At 57.7% G+C, this 13945-nt stretch carries 16 protein-coding genes; 4 read left to right on the top strand and 12 right to left on the bottom strand.

The annotated features are described in order from the left end of the window. Nucleotides 1-66 precede the first annotated feature (66 nt). The 6 genes from ACZYSM_RS17385 to ACZYSM_RS17360 form a co-directional block, all read right to left on the bottom strand. The gene (locus tag ACZYSM_RS17385; protein WP_489072862.1) at nt 67-555 is read right to left on the bottom strand and encodes a GFA family protein; all 489 of its coding nucleotides are present in this window, start codon (nt 553-555) and stop codon (nt 67-69) included. 144 nt (nt 556-699) lie between these two features. Further along, entirely contained in the window at nt 700-1317 is a 618-nt protein-coding gene (locus ACZYSM_RS17380) for a DNA-3-methyladenine glycosylase family protein (protein ID WP_489072860.1), read from the bottom strand. Nucleotides 1318-1444: 127 nt separating this feature from the next. Beyond that, nucleotides 1445-2245, bottom strand: coding sequence for an isocitrate lyase/PEP mutase family protein (locus tag ACZYSM_RS17375; protein ID WP_489072858.1), 801 nt, complete (start codon nt 2243-2245; stop codon nt 1445-1447). A gap of 64 nt (nt 2246-2309) precedes the next feature. Then, complete coding sequence (locus ACZYSM_RS17370; RefSeq protein ID WP_489072856.1) at nt 2310-3392, bottom strand: bifunctional transcriptional activator/DNA repair enzyme AdaA; 1083 nt, start codon at nt 3390-3392, stop codon at nt 2310-2312. A gap of 107 nt (nt 3393-3499) precedes the next feature. After that, nucleotides 3500-4540 (bottom strand): DMT family transporter, encoded by a 1041-nt coding sequence (locus ACZYSM_RS17365; protein WP_489072854.1) that lies wholly within the window; start codon nt 4538-4540, stop codon nt 3500-3502. Between the two features lie 35 nt (nt 4541-4575). After that, nucleotides 4576-5196 (bottom strand): LysE family translocator, encoded by a 621-nt coding sequence (locus ACZYSM_RS17360; RefSeq protein WP_489072852.1) that lies wholly within the window; start codon nt 5194-5196, stop codon nt 4576-4578. 475 nt (nt 5197-5671) lie between these two features. On the opposite strand from ACZYSM_RS17360, the gene ACZYSM_RS17355 reads away from it, so the two are divergent. Beyond that, nucleotides 5672-6295, top strand: coding sequence for a glutathione S-transferase family protein (locus tag ACZYSM_RS17355; protein ID WP_489072950.1), 624 nt, complete (start codon nt 5672-5674; stop codon nt 6293-6295). A 36-nt stretch (nt 6296-6331) separates the two neighbouring features. On the opposite strand, the gene ACZYSM_RS17350 is transcribed toward ACZYSM_RS17355, so the two are convergent. The 4 genes from ACZYSM_RS17350 to ACZYSM_RS17335 all read right to left on the bottom strand — a co-directional run bounded on the left by ACZYSM_RS17350 (nt 6332) and on the right by ACZYSM_RS17335 (nt 8659). Beyond that, nucleotides 6332-6733, bottom strand: a complete 402-nt coding sequence (locus tag ACZYSM_RS17350; RefSeq protein WP_489072850.1) for a TIGR03067 domain-containing protein — start codon at nt 6731-6733, stop codon at nt 6332-6334. 75 nt (nt 6734-6808) lie between these two features. Next, on the bottom strand, nt 6809-7543 hold the full coding sequence (gene arsH, locus ACZYSM_RS17345) for an arsenical resistance protein ArsH (protein ID WP_489072847.1): 735 nt from the start codon (nt 7541-7543) through the stop codon (nt 6809-6811). Further along, the gene (locus ACZYSM_RS17340) at nt 7543-8013 is read right to left on the bottom strand and encodes an arsenate reductase ArsC (RefSeq protein ID WP_489072845.1); all 471 of its coding nucleotides are present in this window, start codon (nt 8011-8013) and stop codon (nt 7543-7545) included. Before ACZYSM_RS17340 ends, arsH begins: the two co-directional genes overlap by 1 nt. A 361-nt stretch (nt 8014-8374) precedes the next feature. Further along, nucleotides 8375-8659 carry a hypothetical protein gene (locus tag ACZYSM_RS17335; protein WP_489072843.1) on the bottom strand — a complete coding sequence of 95 codons (285 nt, stop codon included), beginning with the start codon at nt 8657-8659 and terminating at the stop codon, nt 8375-8377. 269 nt (nt 8660-8928) lie between these two features. Between ACZYSM_RS17335 and ACZYSM_RS17330 the strand changes: the two genes are divergently transcribed. After that, nucleotides 8929-9516, top strand: coding sequence for a LysE family translocator (locus ACZYSM_RS17330; protein ID WP_489072841.1), 588 nt, complete (start codon nt 8929-8931; stop codon nt 9514-9516). 131 nt (nt 9517-9647) lie between these two features. Here ACZYSM_RS17330 and ACZYSM_RS17325 read toward each other — a convergent pair whose 3' ends face one another. Both ACZYSM_RS17325 and ACZYSM_RS17320 read right to left on the bottom strand, forming a co-directional pair. After that, nucleotides 9648-10481, bottom strand: a complete 834-nt coding sequence (locus ACZYSM_RS17325) for an AraC family transcriptional regulator (protein WP_489072839.1) — start codon at nt 10479-10481, stop codon at nt 9648-9650. Between the two features lie 37 nt (nt 10482-10518). Further along, nucleotides 10519-11022: a VOC family protein gene (locus ACZYSM_RS17320; protein ID WP_489072837.1), complete on the bottom strand. Its 504-nt coding sequence runs from the start codon at nt 11020-11022 to the stop codon at nt 10519-10521. Between the two features lie 252 nt (nt 11023-11274). Between ACZYSM_RS17320 and ACZYSM_RS17315 the strand changes: the two genes are divergently transcribed. Together ACZYSM_RS17315 and ACZYSM_RS17310 are read left to right on the top strand one after the other, a co-directional pair. Beyond that, the gene (locus ACZYSM_RS17315; protein ID WP_489072835.1) at nt 11275-11730 is read left to right on the top strand and encodes a (2Fe-2S)-binding protein; all 456 of its coding nucleotides are present in this window, start codon (nt 11275-11277) and stop codon (nt 11728-11730) included. Nucleotides 11731-11779: 49 nt separating this feature from the next. Next, nucleotides 11780-13945, top strand: a complete 2166-nt coding sequence (locus ACZYSM_RS17310; RefSeq protein ID WP_489072833.1) for a xanthine dehydrogenase family protein molybdopterin-binding subunit — start codon at nt 11780-11782, stop codon at nt 13943-13945.

The raw sequence follows: 13945 nt of genomic DNA, 5'->3' as shown, positions 1-13945 counted from the left end.
TTCGGTGGAGTCCGGCGGGAGCTGCCGAAGGCTGCGATCCTGGCGATCTCACCCGCGCAGAAAGCCTTATCGATTCAAACCAAGCCGTTCATGCCACTGGGCGATAGACTCTATGGGGTAGACGTCAAACTGCTGGTCGTTGGGAAGCGCCTGGACCTCAACCCAATCGGCTTTGGAGCCGAGCATCAGGTGCGTGTGTTCCGGCGGCACCGGCAAAGGCGTGTCGATGGCCGAGGCGAACGGGTGGATCAATTCCGGCCACTCAGGGCTGAACAGCCAGAGCGCACTGCCGCAGAGCTTGCAGAAGTGACGCTCGGCGGTGCTGCTGTGGGCGTGAAGATCGCCTTCATCCTTGAGTCGGGCGTGATAGATCGCGATGTTTTTGCGGCCGTGGACTTTCAGGCTGTTTGCGTCACCACCCAGATTGATCGCGTAACCACCGCCACCCTGCGTCTTGCGACAGATCGAGCAGTAGCAGCGCTGGTAAGGGTAGGGATGGGCGCTGCTCAGACTGAACGTGACCGCACCGCAATGACAGGAACCTTCTAGCTGCATGGGAACCTCCAACAGGCCAATTGGTTTTCCCATGACAGTGTAGGAGCTGCCCCAGGTTCGGGCCGCGTTGGGACGATCTTTTGATCTTGGATGCGGCGCCATGCACACCGCACACCGCCAAGTGACGCTGCAACCCGATCTGGCTCAACGGCTGGGCACTCGCCACAAATACCAGGCCGCCACGGTCCGGTAGGGGCTCCACGACTGGCCAATGTCGATCATTTGTTTGCGGGTTGGTTGTTGTTCCAGCCCCTTCAAACGGCGATAACCGTCTCGCACGCCAAAGTCGTCGGCGGGCAGAATGTCCGCGCGTTCCAGGGTGTAGATCAACAGCATCTCCACGGTCCAGCGACCGACGCCACGCAGGCTGGTCAGCTGTGTGATCAGGGCTTCGTCGCTCATCTCCAACGCCGTCGAATAGTCCGGCACCACGCCGTTCAGTGAGGCCTGGGCGATGCCCTGAATCGTTGCGATCTTGCTCGCAGAGAAACCACAGGCTCGCAACACATTGAAGTCTGTCGCCAGAATCTGTTTGGCACTCGGGAAGTCCTGTTCAGGAAAAAGCGCCAGCAATCGACCCAGAATCGCATCGCCAGCGCGCGCATGCAGTTGTTGATAGGCAATCGCCCGCACCAGCGCCTCGTAGGGATCGCGAGCGGGTTTGGGTTGGTGCAGGCAAGGGCCGATGGCTTCGATATGCCGTGCCCAATCCGCGTCGATCGAGGCTAGAAATGCGCTGGCATGGCGGTAAATGTCGGGCATAGGGATTCCTGAGACGAGGTGTCGGTCACTGCGTGCAGACTAATCCTCAGACTGTGGTGCCGCACCCCGTCTCTTGCGCTCAAATTTTCTCAGACGCGCTGGCAGAATATCTACACATACCCCTACATTACGGCGCCATCAGCGCGTTCAACTCGCCGTAACTGAATGCTTTCAGGCGCTGGGTATCAAGCTGGCCGGTTTCCAGAAAGCTTTTGGCTAACGTGCCCATGGCGCCATACAGGAACTCGGCAATGCTTGAACCCGCACTAAGACGTCTAACGCCCAGCGTTCGCAGCTCTTCGTGTATCGGCAAACCATTCCATGCCAGGACGTTCACCGGTAGCGTCGTGCCACGACACAGTGCAGCGATTTCATCCCGATCGGTGATACCTGCCGCAAATAAACCATCGGCACCCGCCGCGTGGTAAAGCGCGGCCCGTTTCAGCGTCTCTTCCAAACGCATGTCAGCGGGGGCCAGGTTTTTCAAGTAAACATCAGTGCGCGCGTTGATGAACAGTTTCACATCACGCTGGTTTGCGATGTGTCTGGCGGCTTCGATCTTGCGGGCCAACAGGTCCGGTGAGGAAAACCCATCTTCAATATTGATCCCGACGGCCCCTGCGCTGATCACGGCATCAATTACCTGTGAAACCTGCCCGAGGTCATCGGAATAGCCGGCCTCGATATCCACGGTTAACGGCACACTTAGCACTCGAACCATTGACTGAACCGTCGTGGCCAGCAGGGCAAGCGGCAATTGGTTGCCGTCCTGGTAACCATGGGACCAGGCTACTGCTGCGCTGCTGGTAGCGACCGCTTTGCTGCCCAGGTGCTCAACCAACCGTGCGCCGGCTGCATCCGAAACGTTGGCCAGTATCAGTAAGCCATTGTGGTGAAGTGCGTGGAAAACGGTATCGAAAGCGTCCATAGAGCATTAATCCTTTAAAAAACTCGACAGTGGTGGGTCACGTGTCAACGGCCCAGAAAAAACGTCAAAATTCCAATGGCAGGGAGAGGTGCACGGCGGCTTTCTCCAGCCTGAGCAGAAACGCTTTACGCGGTTGTCCGCCCCCGTATCCGGTTAACGAACCATCCGCGCCAATCACCCGATGGCACGGCACCACAATCGCGATACGGTTATGACCGTTGGCTAAACCGACGGCCCTGCTCGCGCCCGGCTTGCCCAGCTTAGCGGCGATTTCGCCATAAGTACTGGTCTGCCCGTAGGGAACATTCGCCAGCTGTGCCCAGACTTGAACGGCGAAGGGGGTGCCTGGCATATGCAGCGGGACGCTGAAGTCAGTCAACTCGCCTTCGAAGTACAGCGCAAGCTCGGTTTCGATTTGCCGCAGATGCTGGTTATGCCCTGGGGCTACGGCGTACCCATAGCGGCTCTGCAATGCTTCGATTTCTTTGGTCAGTGCCGGTCGATCCAGAAACTCCAACAGCACCAGGCCACGACTTTCCGCCATCGCGATCATCGGCCCTAAAGGTGTTGTCAGTCTGCTGAACAATAAAGGTTCGCGGGTCTCTGTGCGTCCCGGTGTGGTGTGAAATGACTTTTGAAACGCGTCGCGGAATCCACTGAGCGATTCATACCCCGAGTCAAACGCGACATTGTCGATGGACTCTCCCTGTTTGATGCCGCCCAACGCCATACCCAGCCGTCGCGCCCGGATGTAGGCGTGAAATGTCATGCTGAAATGTTGCTTGAACCAGCGCCTCAATTTCAGCGGCTCAATCCCTCGGGCCTCCAGTTGCGCATCGGTCCAGCGCACATCAGGATTGGCCTCCACTGAATTGAGTACTACCTGAACCCAGTCGGGAGCGATGGCTGCAGCGTCCAATGGCTTGCAGCGCAGGCACGGTCGATAGCCGGCCGATAGCGCGTCGTCGACCTTTGCGAAGAACTCGACGTTCTCAGGCTTCGGTTTACGCGCCGTGCAGGTCGGGCGACAAAAGATGCCCGTCGTTTTGACCGCAGTAAAGAACACCCCCTCATAGGCGGTGTCTCGTTCGAGCATGGCGCGAACCATCTCGGTATGGGGCGGGAGCAGGGCGTTTTGTAGGTTCATGGACAGGAGTCTAGAGCGACCGGCGCTGTGCCTCCACCGGAGAATCGACAGAGAATTTTGGCTTTTTCTCAAGCGAAAGCAGCGGGTACACGGACGTGAGCCTGACTTCAGTGTTTATGCCGGTGATGAATGTCTGGAAAGTGTGGATGGCTGTGCCGGATCGGTGCGTGATCGTGCAGGTGGCTGTGGGGCTCTGTTCCATCCCATTCAAACGAATGCTCGTGTTGATGATGCTCGTCGTGAACATGACGGTGTTCGTGCTTGAGTGGGTCGTGCTGATGAGCGTGGGCATGGCTTTCGGTGAGATGAATCCAGACACCAATCCCCATCAACAGGGCAGCAGCCCAAAAGCTCAGGGAAACGGGTTCGCCCAACATCAGAATCGAAATGGCTGCACCCAGAAACGGTGCGGTAGAGAAGTAGGCGCCGGTGCGTGCGGTGCCGAGCCCGCGAAGTGCCAGAACGAACAAAACCAGGCTGATGCCATAACCCAAAAAGCCAACGATCAGCGTCGGGCCAAGTACGGAAAAATCTGGAATCCGAGCCCCAAGAAAAAGCGCCAGGGAGCAGTTCACCAGACCGGCCACCAAGCCTTTGATACCTGCAATAAAAAGGGCATCCGAGGCTGAAACCTTGCGCGTCAAATTGTTATCGATAGCCCAGCAAGCACAGGCCAACGCGACAGCCAGTGGGCCAATCCACTCATAAGCCTGAGTTGTGCTCTGGGGCCACGCCAGGATGAGCCCTCCGGCAACGATTGCGAGCATACCCGCCACGATCCGGCGATCAGCATTCTCTTTGAAAACGATCCAGGCCAGTAATGCCGTCAATACCGCTTCCAGATTGAGCATGAGTGACGCAGTCGAGGCTGATGTTCGGGATAAACCAAACATCAGTGCGACTGGGCCAAGAACACCACCAAAAGCGATCGCGCTGATAAGCCATGGCCATTCTGACGGCGTAAGGCCGGTTTTTTGCCAACGGCGGTCGCGGACAAACCTGACGACTGTCAGGCCAATGCCGCTACCCAGGTAGAGGAGGCCGGCGAGCAGTATCGGGGAGACATTGAGACCTAACAGTTTGGCGAGTGGTGTACTCGCACCAAACAGTGCGGCTGCGGCCAGTGCGTAGAAAACGCTTACGTTCATTTAACCCGGTACTCCGAAACTCATGTTGAACCGCTTCAGGCGCGACGCGCCATCAGCAATATCGAGGCCGCACCCGACAACAGCCCGGCGCAGCAACGGTTGAAAATTCGTTTACCGCTCGGCTCGGCGAACCAGCGGCGCATGTGCAAACCCATATAGGCGTAGGCGCTGATGGCGATCAGTTCCAGGCACAGGAACAACGCACCGAGCACTGCGAACTGCGGTGTGACCGCTCGTGTCGAGTCGACGAACTGCGGCAGGAAGGCTGTGAAAATCAGGATCGCCTTTGGATTGCCGGCGGCCACCAAAAATTCTTGCCGCGCCAGCGCCAGCACGCCGACCGGTGCGCTCACTGCTTCGATTTCCGCTGCGGTATTGGCACGCCACAACTGAAAGGCCAGGTAAAACAGATAGGTCGCGCCCAGAATCTTGATCCCGTAGAACAGCAGTTCCGAGGTTTGTAGCACCACCGCCAAACCGGCCGAGGCGAGGGCAATCATTCCGGCGAAGGCCAGCAGGCGACCCATCCCGGCGACGCAGGAGGTGCGATAGCCGTAGCGGGTCGAGTTGCTGACCGAAAGCAGGTTGTTCGGACCAGGGGCCATGTTCAGGGCAAAACAGGCGGGGAGAAACAAGGTGAGTGTCGCGAGGTCCATGATGTGCTCCATGGGGTATTTTTATTTCGGGTACCTGTTGCTGTGCGCCTTGGACGCAGGTGCCACCCGCAGATGCAGAGAGTGTATGTGATGCGCAGGAAAAAAATCAGCCCTCAATAATACCGAGGTTGCGCCCGACAACAGCGCGGCGCAGCCTCAGTTGAACATGCGCTTGCGGCACGGCTTCTTACTTGGCTGGTATCACGCCCACCGCGTACATGTCGGCGATGATGCGCCAACCGGCGTTAGTCTTCTTCCAAACGAACAGACTTTTCATGTTCAAGGGTTTCGAATTTTCCGCGGCTGGGGTCATGGTCCGTCTCGTAACGTCGATAAAAACGACGAGCCAATCGCAATCATGGCAGGCACAAAGTTGGCAGCTTGGGTCGATGCCGTTAACACTTTAAAAAACATTAATAATGCTGAATTGATTATTGATTTTCGACATCGCCAGGATTGGTGGGAGGCGGCTCATATGTACCGGCTTTTTGGAATGCAAGCTTCTGGCTCCGCGGCGGTCGAGGTTGCTCTTGAGCAGTGCGGCGTACCTTTTTGCAAAATCAATGCTTCATCGTGGGAACAGACCCCGACTGCCGAAGAGCTTGAGAGGCTCAATCCGCTCAAGCAGATACCGACACTCCAGCTGCCAGATGGACGCATCCTCACCGAGAGCGCGGCAATCCTCATTCACCTGGGGCTGGAGTTTCCTGCGTCACATATCCTGCCTACGAGCCCATCGGAGCGGGCGCAGTCGATAAGAGGGCTGGTCTACATAGCCGCAAATTGTTATTCGGCCATTGGCATCATTGACTACCCAGAGCGGTGGATTCCCGATGCGGACGAGTCGACTAAGGCGTCCATGGAATCGGGTGCGCGTGAGCGGTTGTATCGAAGTTGGGAGATGTTTGCCGATCAATTCACAGGTCAGCCTTTTTTGGCGGGTGCCACGCCAGGCGGACTGGATTTTCTTGCCGCAGTCGTTTCAAAGTGGTCCGCAAGCCGAGAGCACCTGCGCACTGCACGTCCTGAATTTCTCGCGATGCTTGAACGCATCGACAATCACCCCAGGGTTGCTCCTGTCTTCGCCCGACATTGGTAGGTGTTGCGTCGTGTTTTGACTACCCGCCACCTCGTGTCACTTGCGGATGAAGGTGCGCATCGTTTCGCCCTTTTTGGTCCAAAACTCTGTGGGTCTGTCGCAACCTTCGTCGCCAGCAATAAAGACGAAATGATCACCTTCCAGTTTGTAACTCGCGGGTAGTTGTTTTCCTTGGTCCGCACCCATCGAATCGATCCAGGTGATTGATTTTGGCGTGGTGGATGCGTCAAGTGTAAAGCTGCCGGCCAGCAGCACAGTGCCGTCGAGAGTGACTACCCTGAATTGATTGCCATTGATGGTGGTCAGAGCGCCTGGTGCTCCATGTTCATCAGGTGGATTAGAGACGCCACTGTCCTCTAGATCGACCTGTTCCCATGATCCTTGCAGGGTCTGGAGATCAAGAGCGGTGTCATTCTGACGGTTCAAAACGGTAGTCATTTAAATTCCCTTTATTGGCAGTTCTATCAGGCGACAACGATCGCCGTTGTGAAGTTATTTGAATGGGAGAGCGGCTCAGATCGAGCGTTGATTGACCCGTCGGGTGAGTTCCTCAGCGCTTTCCTTGCGTTCCGAATAACGGTCTACCAGAAAGTCTTCACGTCCACGAACCAGTAACGTGAACTTCATCAGCTCCTCCATGACATCTACCAGCCGGTCATAGTACGAGGAGGGTTTCATTCTGCCCTCGTCATCGAACTCCATGAAAGCCTTGGGGACCGAGGATTGATTGGGGATGGTGAGCATCCGCATCCAGCGGCCCAACACCCGCAGTTGGTTGACCGTGTTGAATGATTGCGAGCCTCCGCACACTTGCATGACGGCGAGCGTCTTGCCTTGCGTGGGGCGTACCGCACCCAGCGCCAGCGGAATCCAGTCTATCTGAGACTTGAACACCGCGGACATCGAGCCATGGCGCTCGGGCGAGCACCAGACCTGTCCCTCGGACCACATGACCAGATCACGAAGTTCCTGAACCTTTGGATGCTCAGCCGGAGTGTCATCGGGAAGGGGCAACCCTGACGGATCGAAAATAACAGTTTCTGCGCCCAGCAGGCGAAGGATTCTGGCTGCTTCCTGGGTCAGCAGGCGACTGAACGAGCGCTCGCGTGTCGAGCCGTAGAGCAGCAATATGCGCGGCTTATGCGTGACAGATAGACCGTCTGCACATTGCGCCGATTGTGGTGCATTCAATAATTCCAGATCCAGGCTGGGCATAGGCTCATCGCCGTTGGCAAACTCATCGTTCATCACAGGTCTCCAATCCGGTCCAGCGCGGCTTTGAGCTCCGCTGCAGGGAGTCTCTGGAAGTCGAGCGCAAAGAAGGCGACAAAGCGTTGTTGGATTTTTTCTACGGTATTGTCGAAGGCAGACTGAATGTCCTGTTCGCTGCCATGAACATCTGAAGGGTCGGCCAGGCCCCAGTGGCTTTTAATGGCTGGACCGAAGTAGACAGGGCAGGGTTCGCCACTGGCCTTGTCACACACCGTGATGACGATATCGGGCGGCGAATCCGCGAAAACCTCTGAACCTTTGCTGTAGAGACCCTGCGTGGGTACGCCCGCTTGATTCAACGTTGCCACTGCCCAGGCATTGAGATGCCCGCTTGGGAAGCTCCCTGAACTTACCGCCTGATACCCGGCCGGCGCCAGATGATTGAATAAGGCTTCGCTAAGCACGCTGCGACAACTATTGGCGGTACACATAAACAAGACTTTCATCGGGATCTCCCTGGCTAAAAACTCACGCTACGCCGGCGAGGCCAGCGTGATAATCAGGATCGGAAACGTAGTGAAACGGCCAACCTTGAAAAGAGCATTCACGTGGATAAATAATACATATGGATATCCGAATATACGTATGTGCCGGCTGCTTGCCAAGCATCACCTGACGCCTGTCTGGAGTCAGGGCTTATACGGCGAGGGACCATCAGTTATAGCAGGGGAGGGTTTTGTGTTGAGGGGACAATTGCGCTCATCCCGCCGAAGGCCAGCAACCAACCACATCCCGGCAACGCAAAAGGTGCGATAGCCGTAGTGAGTTGCTGACCGAGAGCAAGGTGTTTGGGGCAAGAGTCACTTGCTAGACGTAAGGCTGACCACTGAATCCCCGTGGGAGTCGTTGCTGGCCGGGCATGTCGGTGAGTCGTTTCATCCAGGATACGCGCCAGTCAACCGCGGCATGACCAATCTTGGCTTTGCGTGCTGCTCGGCGTGCGGCGTTGCGCGCATCTTTTCTGGCGTCTTTGAAGGCGTCGGTGTTGCGACAACTACGACATTTGACGCGCGCAAATTCAGTGGTGGACGTGAGATTGTCGCCATGGTGGCCGCAGGCCAGATGCCCGGCAGTCTTGTAGTGGATAACCATCTGTGAATCTCCTTCGCAGTGAGTGCGGTGCAAGGATTCGCAGCCTGTTTAATTGATTGAAGAAAGCCTGAGGCCAATGATCGGTCGCGATCCCATCAAATCTTTAGACATCTGCACACAGAGCACGTTCGTTGACGTGGTACCCAGACATGCGGGTCATTTGCAACGCAAATCTTGCTGTGCACGAGGGGCAGTTTTCTTCAATACAGGCTTCAGAGCGTTCTTTACCTTGACCGCTGGAATCACCACTGATCTGAGGAAGGTATGCAATGAGCTTGATTGTTTCCATGGCAGCGTTTGCGCTGGCTTCGTCGATCACCCCAGGGCCGGTCAACATTGTTGCTCTGAGTTCGGGTGCGCAATTCGGTTTTCGCGCCAGCCTGCGGCATGTGGCCGGCGCGACTTTGGGGTTCGTTTTGCTGTTGGTGCTGATGGGGCTTGGCCTGCATGAAGTGCTGCTGCTTTGGCCGGCCCTGACTCGTGTGGTGCAGTTGGCCGGGGTAGCATTTCTGTTGTTCATGGCCTACAAACTGACCGTTGACGATGGTCTGCTGAACGCCGGAGAAACCGACAGGGCGCCGTCGATGTTCTACGGTGCGGTGATGCAATGGCTTAACCCTAAAGCCTGGCTGGCCTGCGTGGCGGGAATGGGAGCGTTTGCCGCGAATGGGGAAGCGTCTTTGATCTGGAAGTTCGCAGCGGTGTATTTGGTTATCTGCTATGTATCGGTGGGGTGCTGGGCTTATGCGGGGACTTTTCTGCGGCACTACTTGAGCAACCCCAAGGGCATGCGGCTGTTCAATCGGTTAATGGCGTTTCTGTTGGCAGCGAGTGCGATTTATTTGTTGTTGCCGTAGACGCAGAGGCACGTGTAGGAGCCGAGCTTGCTCGCGATGAACGATGACGCGGTGGGCCTGATGCACTGCGCCGCCTGCATCGCGAGCAAGCTCGGCTCCTACAAGGTCCGCGCCAGACCTGGAGCAGCCGGTTACCCCCGATACTGCCCCGGCGTCGCTGCCAGATGTTGTTTGAACGCCCGCTGAAAATGCGCCTGATCGGCAAACCCTGCTTCCAGCGCAACATCGGCAATCAACTTGCCACTGCGCAGTTGCGCCCGGGCGAACTGGATGCGCCGGTTCACCAGAAACGCATGAGGGGTCATGCCGTAGTGCTGCTTGAAGGCGCGGATCAGGTAGGAGGCCGAGAGCTGCGCTGCGTCGCAGATGTCGTCAAGCTTCAACGCCAGCGTGCAATTGTCGCGGATGTACTCCGCCGCCCGGTCGAGCTTGAGGTTGACCTCACGGCCGAGAAGTTCGGCGGGGTTGAGTCTTTGCTGCAACTCAGAAAAAAACGCCACTGCGCTACTGTGTTTTTGCAGCGGTTCGGCCTGTTCGTCGACCAGCACCTCATACAGCCGGTTCAGCCCTGCATACAGGCTGGCGTCGGTGGTGTGGGTGGTGGAGAATGCCCGAAAATCCAGCTCCGAACTGAACCCCAGCGTGTGCTGAAGATCGGTCAGCCACGGCGTATCGACATAGAACATGCGATACGACCAGGGCTGATCGTCGATCGGATTGCAGGCGTGGACATCGCCAGGATTCATCAGCACCACGGTGCCGGCGCCGACCTGAAAATGGTTGTTCTCATGGATATAGGTGCTTTGCCCGGCGGTAATCGCACCGATGGAGAAGTGCTCGTGTGAATGCCGGGCGTAGCAGACCTCGCGGCCGTCCGCGATGGAACGGGCTTCGATGAAGGGCAGGGCTTCGTCACGCCAGAAGCGGGGCGCCTTGTCAGCATCTTTCGCAGGGTTGTGGGTCATCGTCGGGCATCCATCGGCAGGCCAGTTCTGGAGTGTATTAGTTCTGGCCGGCAAAGGCTTGTTCGAGTGTGGCGATGTCGATTTTCTTCATCTGCAACATGGCTTGCATGGCTCGCTGGGATTTTGCCGTGTCGGGATCTTTCATCATGTGCATCAAAGCGACCGGAACAATCTGCCAGGACACACCAAATTTATCCTTGAGCCAACCGCACTGCTGGGCTGCTTTGTCGCCGCCCTCAGACAGGGAGTTCCAGAAGTGATCGACTTCCTCCTGGGTCTGGCAATTGACCTGGAACGAAACGGCTTCGTTAAAGGTGAACACCGGACCGCCGTTGAGGCCGGTAAAGGTCTGACCGTCCAGCTCGAAACTGACGGTCATCACCGACCCTTCGGGCCGGCCGTGAAGTTCGAAACCGGCTTTGCCGTAGTGGGTGATGGCGGAGACTTTCGAGTGATCAAAAATTGAGCAATAGAACTCGGCGGCGGCTTCGGCCTGGTAGTCGAACCACAGGCAGGGAGTGATCTTTTGAATGCGTTGCATGGCGGTTCTCCTTGTCGGGTGGTCACGCTGGAATAAAAGCTTAGCCCGCCGACCGTCTTCTGGCCGTGCCGTAGATCGACAATTGTTCAAATGACGCCGAGTCTTTTTCGTGACCGATGGTCGCTGAACATGAACTGCCCGGCAAAGTACGCTTAGCTTTATGGATAACCCAATGCGCGCGTAGACGGGGTTGGCCACAACGGCGCAGCTCAAAGAACACCGTGAGTCCAGCCATCGGCATGAGGGATAAACATGCTTACGCTCAACATCAACGCCAAAGAGCAGCAATTCGACGTCGCCGATGACATGCCGTTGCTCTGGGTGCTGCGCGATGTAGCGCACCTGACCGGCACCAAGTTTGGCTGCGGTATGGCGCAATGCGGAGCCTGCACCGTGCATGTCGACGGCGCACCGCTGCGCTCTTGCATCACCCCGGCTGCGGCGGTGGCCCAAGGGCAAAAAATTCTCACCATTGAAGGCTTGTCGACAGACGGCTCGCACCCGGTGCAACGGGCCTGGGCCGAACTCGATGTGGTGCAGTGTGGCTATTGTCAGTCCGGGCAGATCATGTCTGCAGCGGCCTTGTTGACGAAAATCCCGTCGCCGACCGACAGCGATATCGATCACGCTCTGTCGGGGAATATCTGTCGTTGCGGTACCTATCCACGTATCCGCGCTGCGGTGAAGCGCGCGGCCGAGCTCGGCTGAAAAGCCGTTGCGCGCCGTTGGCACAACCCTGTGGACTGGAGGCTCGGTGATGAACAGTGTGATGGAGATTTCCCGGCGTAACTTTCTCAAAAGCACGGTGCTGATAGGCGGCGGTCTGGTCGTGGCTTTTGTCATTCCCGGGGCCAATCGTTTCACTCAGGCAGCGTCAGGGGCGGACACACCTTTTGCGCCCAACGCCTTTCTGCGCATTGCCAGTGACGACAGCGTCACCGTGGTGCTGGCGCATTCGGAAATGGGCCAGGGCATCTGGACCGGGCTGTCGATGCTGATCGCTGAGGAGCTGGATGCCGATTGGTCGAAGATCCGCGTCGAGCATGCTCCGGCAGCGGCGGTTTATGGCTTGCCAGCCTTTGGCGGGATGCAGATAACCGGTGGTTCGACGTCCACCTGGATGGAGTTCGACCGCTACCGTCAGGCCGGGGCGACAGCGCGGATGATGTTGATCGAGGCAGCGGCCAAGCGCTTTAACGTCGCACCCTCCGAGATTCGTACCGAGCAAGGGCAGGTAATTGCCGGAGACCATCGAGCCACTTATGGCGAGCTGGCCAATGAGGCCGGCCAGCTACCGTTGCCGGATCCCGCATCGATAAAATTCAAGGAGGCGAAAGACTGGAAGGTGATCGGCAAACCGACCAAACGCCTCGACACACCGGAGAAAATCACGGGTCGCGCCCGGTTCGGTATGGACGTGCAGTTCGACGGTCTGCTAACGGCAATGGTTGCCCGCTCGCCGGTGTTTGGCGGCACCGTCAAATCCTTCGATGACTCAGCGGCCATGGCCGTGCCTGGGGTGCGCAAGGTGGTGCAGGTGCCTACGGGTGTCGCCGTAGTTGCCGAGCACTTCTGGGCGGCGAAGCTGGGCCGTGATGCGCTGAAAGTCGACTGGGACCTGGGTCCCCATGCAGACCTGGACAGCGAGACGCTACTGGTAACATTTCGTCAGTTGGCCGCCACCCAAGGCACGTCGGCGACCCAGGCTGGCGATGCGGTCGGCGCACTGGCCAAGGCCGCGAAAACCGTCATTGCCGAATACAGTGTGCCGTACCTGGCCCACGCGCCGATGGAACCGCTTAACTGTACGGTCAAGCTCACTGCGGACAAATGCGAAATCTGGACCGGTACTCAATTCCAGACCATGGATCAGCAAATTGCAGCGAAAATCACTGGCCTCAAACCCGAGCAAGTCGACATCCATACGACCTTTCTGGGCGGTGGCTTTGGTCGGCGAGCCAACCCGTCGTCGGACTTTGTCAGCGAAGCCGTGCAGGTGGCCAAAGCCGCCCAGGCACCGGTCAAAACGGTTTGGGCGCGGGAGGATGATGTACGCGGCGGTTACTACCGTTCAGCGTTTTTGCATCAGGCGCGTATCGGTCTCGGCGCCGATGGGCTGCCAATTGCCTGGAAGCACGTGGTGGTGGGGCAGTCGATCATGGCTGGCACGTCGTTCGAGGCCGGTTATGTAAAAAACGGCATCGACGGGACTTCTGTCGAAGGGCTGGCCGACAGTCCCTACGTCAAGGGACTGGCCAACCATCAAGTCGACCTGCATTCACCGAAAACCGGGATTCCGGTGCTGTGGATGCGTTCGGTCGGGCACAGCCATACCGCGTTTGTCGTGGAGTCGTTGATCGATGAACTGGCCACGGCGGTCGATAAGGATCCGGTTGAATACCGACGAATGTTACTCAAGGACCATCCGCGACATTTGGGCGTGCTGAACCTGGCGGTGGAGAAGGCGGGATGGGGCTCGCCCCTACCTGAGGGGCATGCGTTGGGCGTCGCCGTACATGAGTCGTTCGGCAGTTACGTCGCTCAGGTGGCCGAGGTTTCGCAGGACAACCTGGCGATCCGTGTGCATCGGGTGGTCTGCGCCGTGGACTGCGGAATTGTGGTGAATCCGGCGAGCATTGCCGCGCAAATGGAGTCCGGCATCACCTTCGGTCTGAGTTCGACCTTGCACAGCAAACTCACGATCAAGGCGGGACGCGTTGTGCAGTTCAACTACCACGACTATCAAGTGTTGCGCCTGAACGAGATGCCGCTGGTCGAGGTGCATATCGTGCCCAGCAGCGATAAACCCGGCGGCATTGGTGAAACCGGTGTGCCGCCCACTGCGCCGGCGGTGGCCAACGCGGTGTTTGCCCTGACCGGTCAACGTTTGCGCGAATTGCCGCTGCAACTGGCAGGGGTGTGA

This window comes from Pseudomonas sp. F220 (assembly GCF_057813935.1).
This window is presented reverse-complemented; position numbering and strand designations above follow the sequence as displayed.

Excerpts from the sequence above, each read along its gene's own strand:
- ACZYSM_RS17385 (WP_489072862.1), bottom strand. The coding sequence starts at position 555 with ATGCAGCTAGAAGGTTCCTGTCATTGCGGTGCGGTCACGTTCAGTCTG.
- ACZYSM_RS17380 (WP_489072860.1), bottom strand. The coding sequence starts at position 1,317 with ATGCCCGACATTTACCGCCATGCCAGCGCATTTCTAGCCTCGATCGAC.
- ACZYSM_RS17375 (WP_489072858.1), bottom strand. The coding sequence starts at position 2,245 with ATGGACGCTTTCGATACCGTTTTCCACGCACTTCACCACAATGGCTTA.
- ACZYSM_RS17370 (WP_489072856.1), bottom strand. The coding sequence starts at position 3,392 with ATGAACCTACAAAACGCCCTGCTCCCGCCCCATACCGAGATGGTTCGC.
- ACZYSM_RS17365 (WP_489072854.1), bottom strand. The coding sequence starts at position 4,540 with ATGAACGTAAGCGTTTTCTACGCACTGGCCGCAGCCGCACTGTTTGGT.
- ACZYSM_RS17360 (WP_489072852.1), bottom strand. The coding sequence starts at position 5,196 with ATGGACCTCGCGACACTCACCTTGTTTCTCCCCGCCTGTTTTGCCCTG.
- ACZYSM_RS17355 (WP_489072950.1), top strand. The coding sequence starts at position 5,672 with ATGTACCGGCTTTTTGGAATGCAAGCTTCTGGCTCCGCGGCGGTCGAG.
- ACZYSM_RS17350 (WP_489072850.1), bottom strand. The coding sequence starts at position 6,733 with ATGACTACCGTTTTGAACCGTCAGAATGACACCGCTCTTGATCTCCAG.
- arsH (WP_489072847.1), bottom strand. The coding sequence starts at position 7,543 with ATGAACGATGAGTTTGCCAACGGCGATGAGCCTATGCCCAGCCTGGAT.
- ACZYSM_RS17340 (WP_489072845.1), bottom strand. The coding sequence starts at position 8,013 with ATGAAAGTCTTGTTTATGTGTACCGCCAATAGTTGTCGCAGCGTGCTT.
- ACZYSM_RS17335 (WP_489072843.1), bottom strand. The coding sequence starts at position 8,659 with ATGGTTATCCACTACAAGACTGCCGGGCATCTGGCCTGCGGCCACCAT.
- ACZYSM_RS17330 (WP_489072841.1), top strand. The coding sequence starts at position 8,929 with ATGAGCTTGATTGTTTCCATGGCAGCGTTTGCGCTGGCTTCGTCGATC.
- ACZYSM_RS17325 (WP_489072839.1), bottom strand. The coding sequence starts at position 10,481 with ATGACCCACAACCCTGCGAAAGATGCTGACAAGGCGCCCCGCTTCTGG.
- ACZYSM_RS17320 (WP_489072837.1), bottom strand. The coding sequence starts at position 11,022 with ATGCAACGCATTCAAAAGATCACTCCCTGCCTGTGGTTCGACTACCAG.
- ACZYSM_RS17315 (WP_489072835.1), top strand. The coding sequence starts at position 11,275 with ATGCTTACGCTCAACATCAACGCCAAAGAGCAGCAATTCGACGTCGCC.
- ACZYSM_RS17310 (WP_489072833.1), top strand. The coding sequence starts at position 11,780 with ATGAACAGTGTGATGGAGATTTCCCGGCGTAACTTTCTCAAAAGCACG.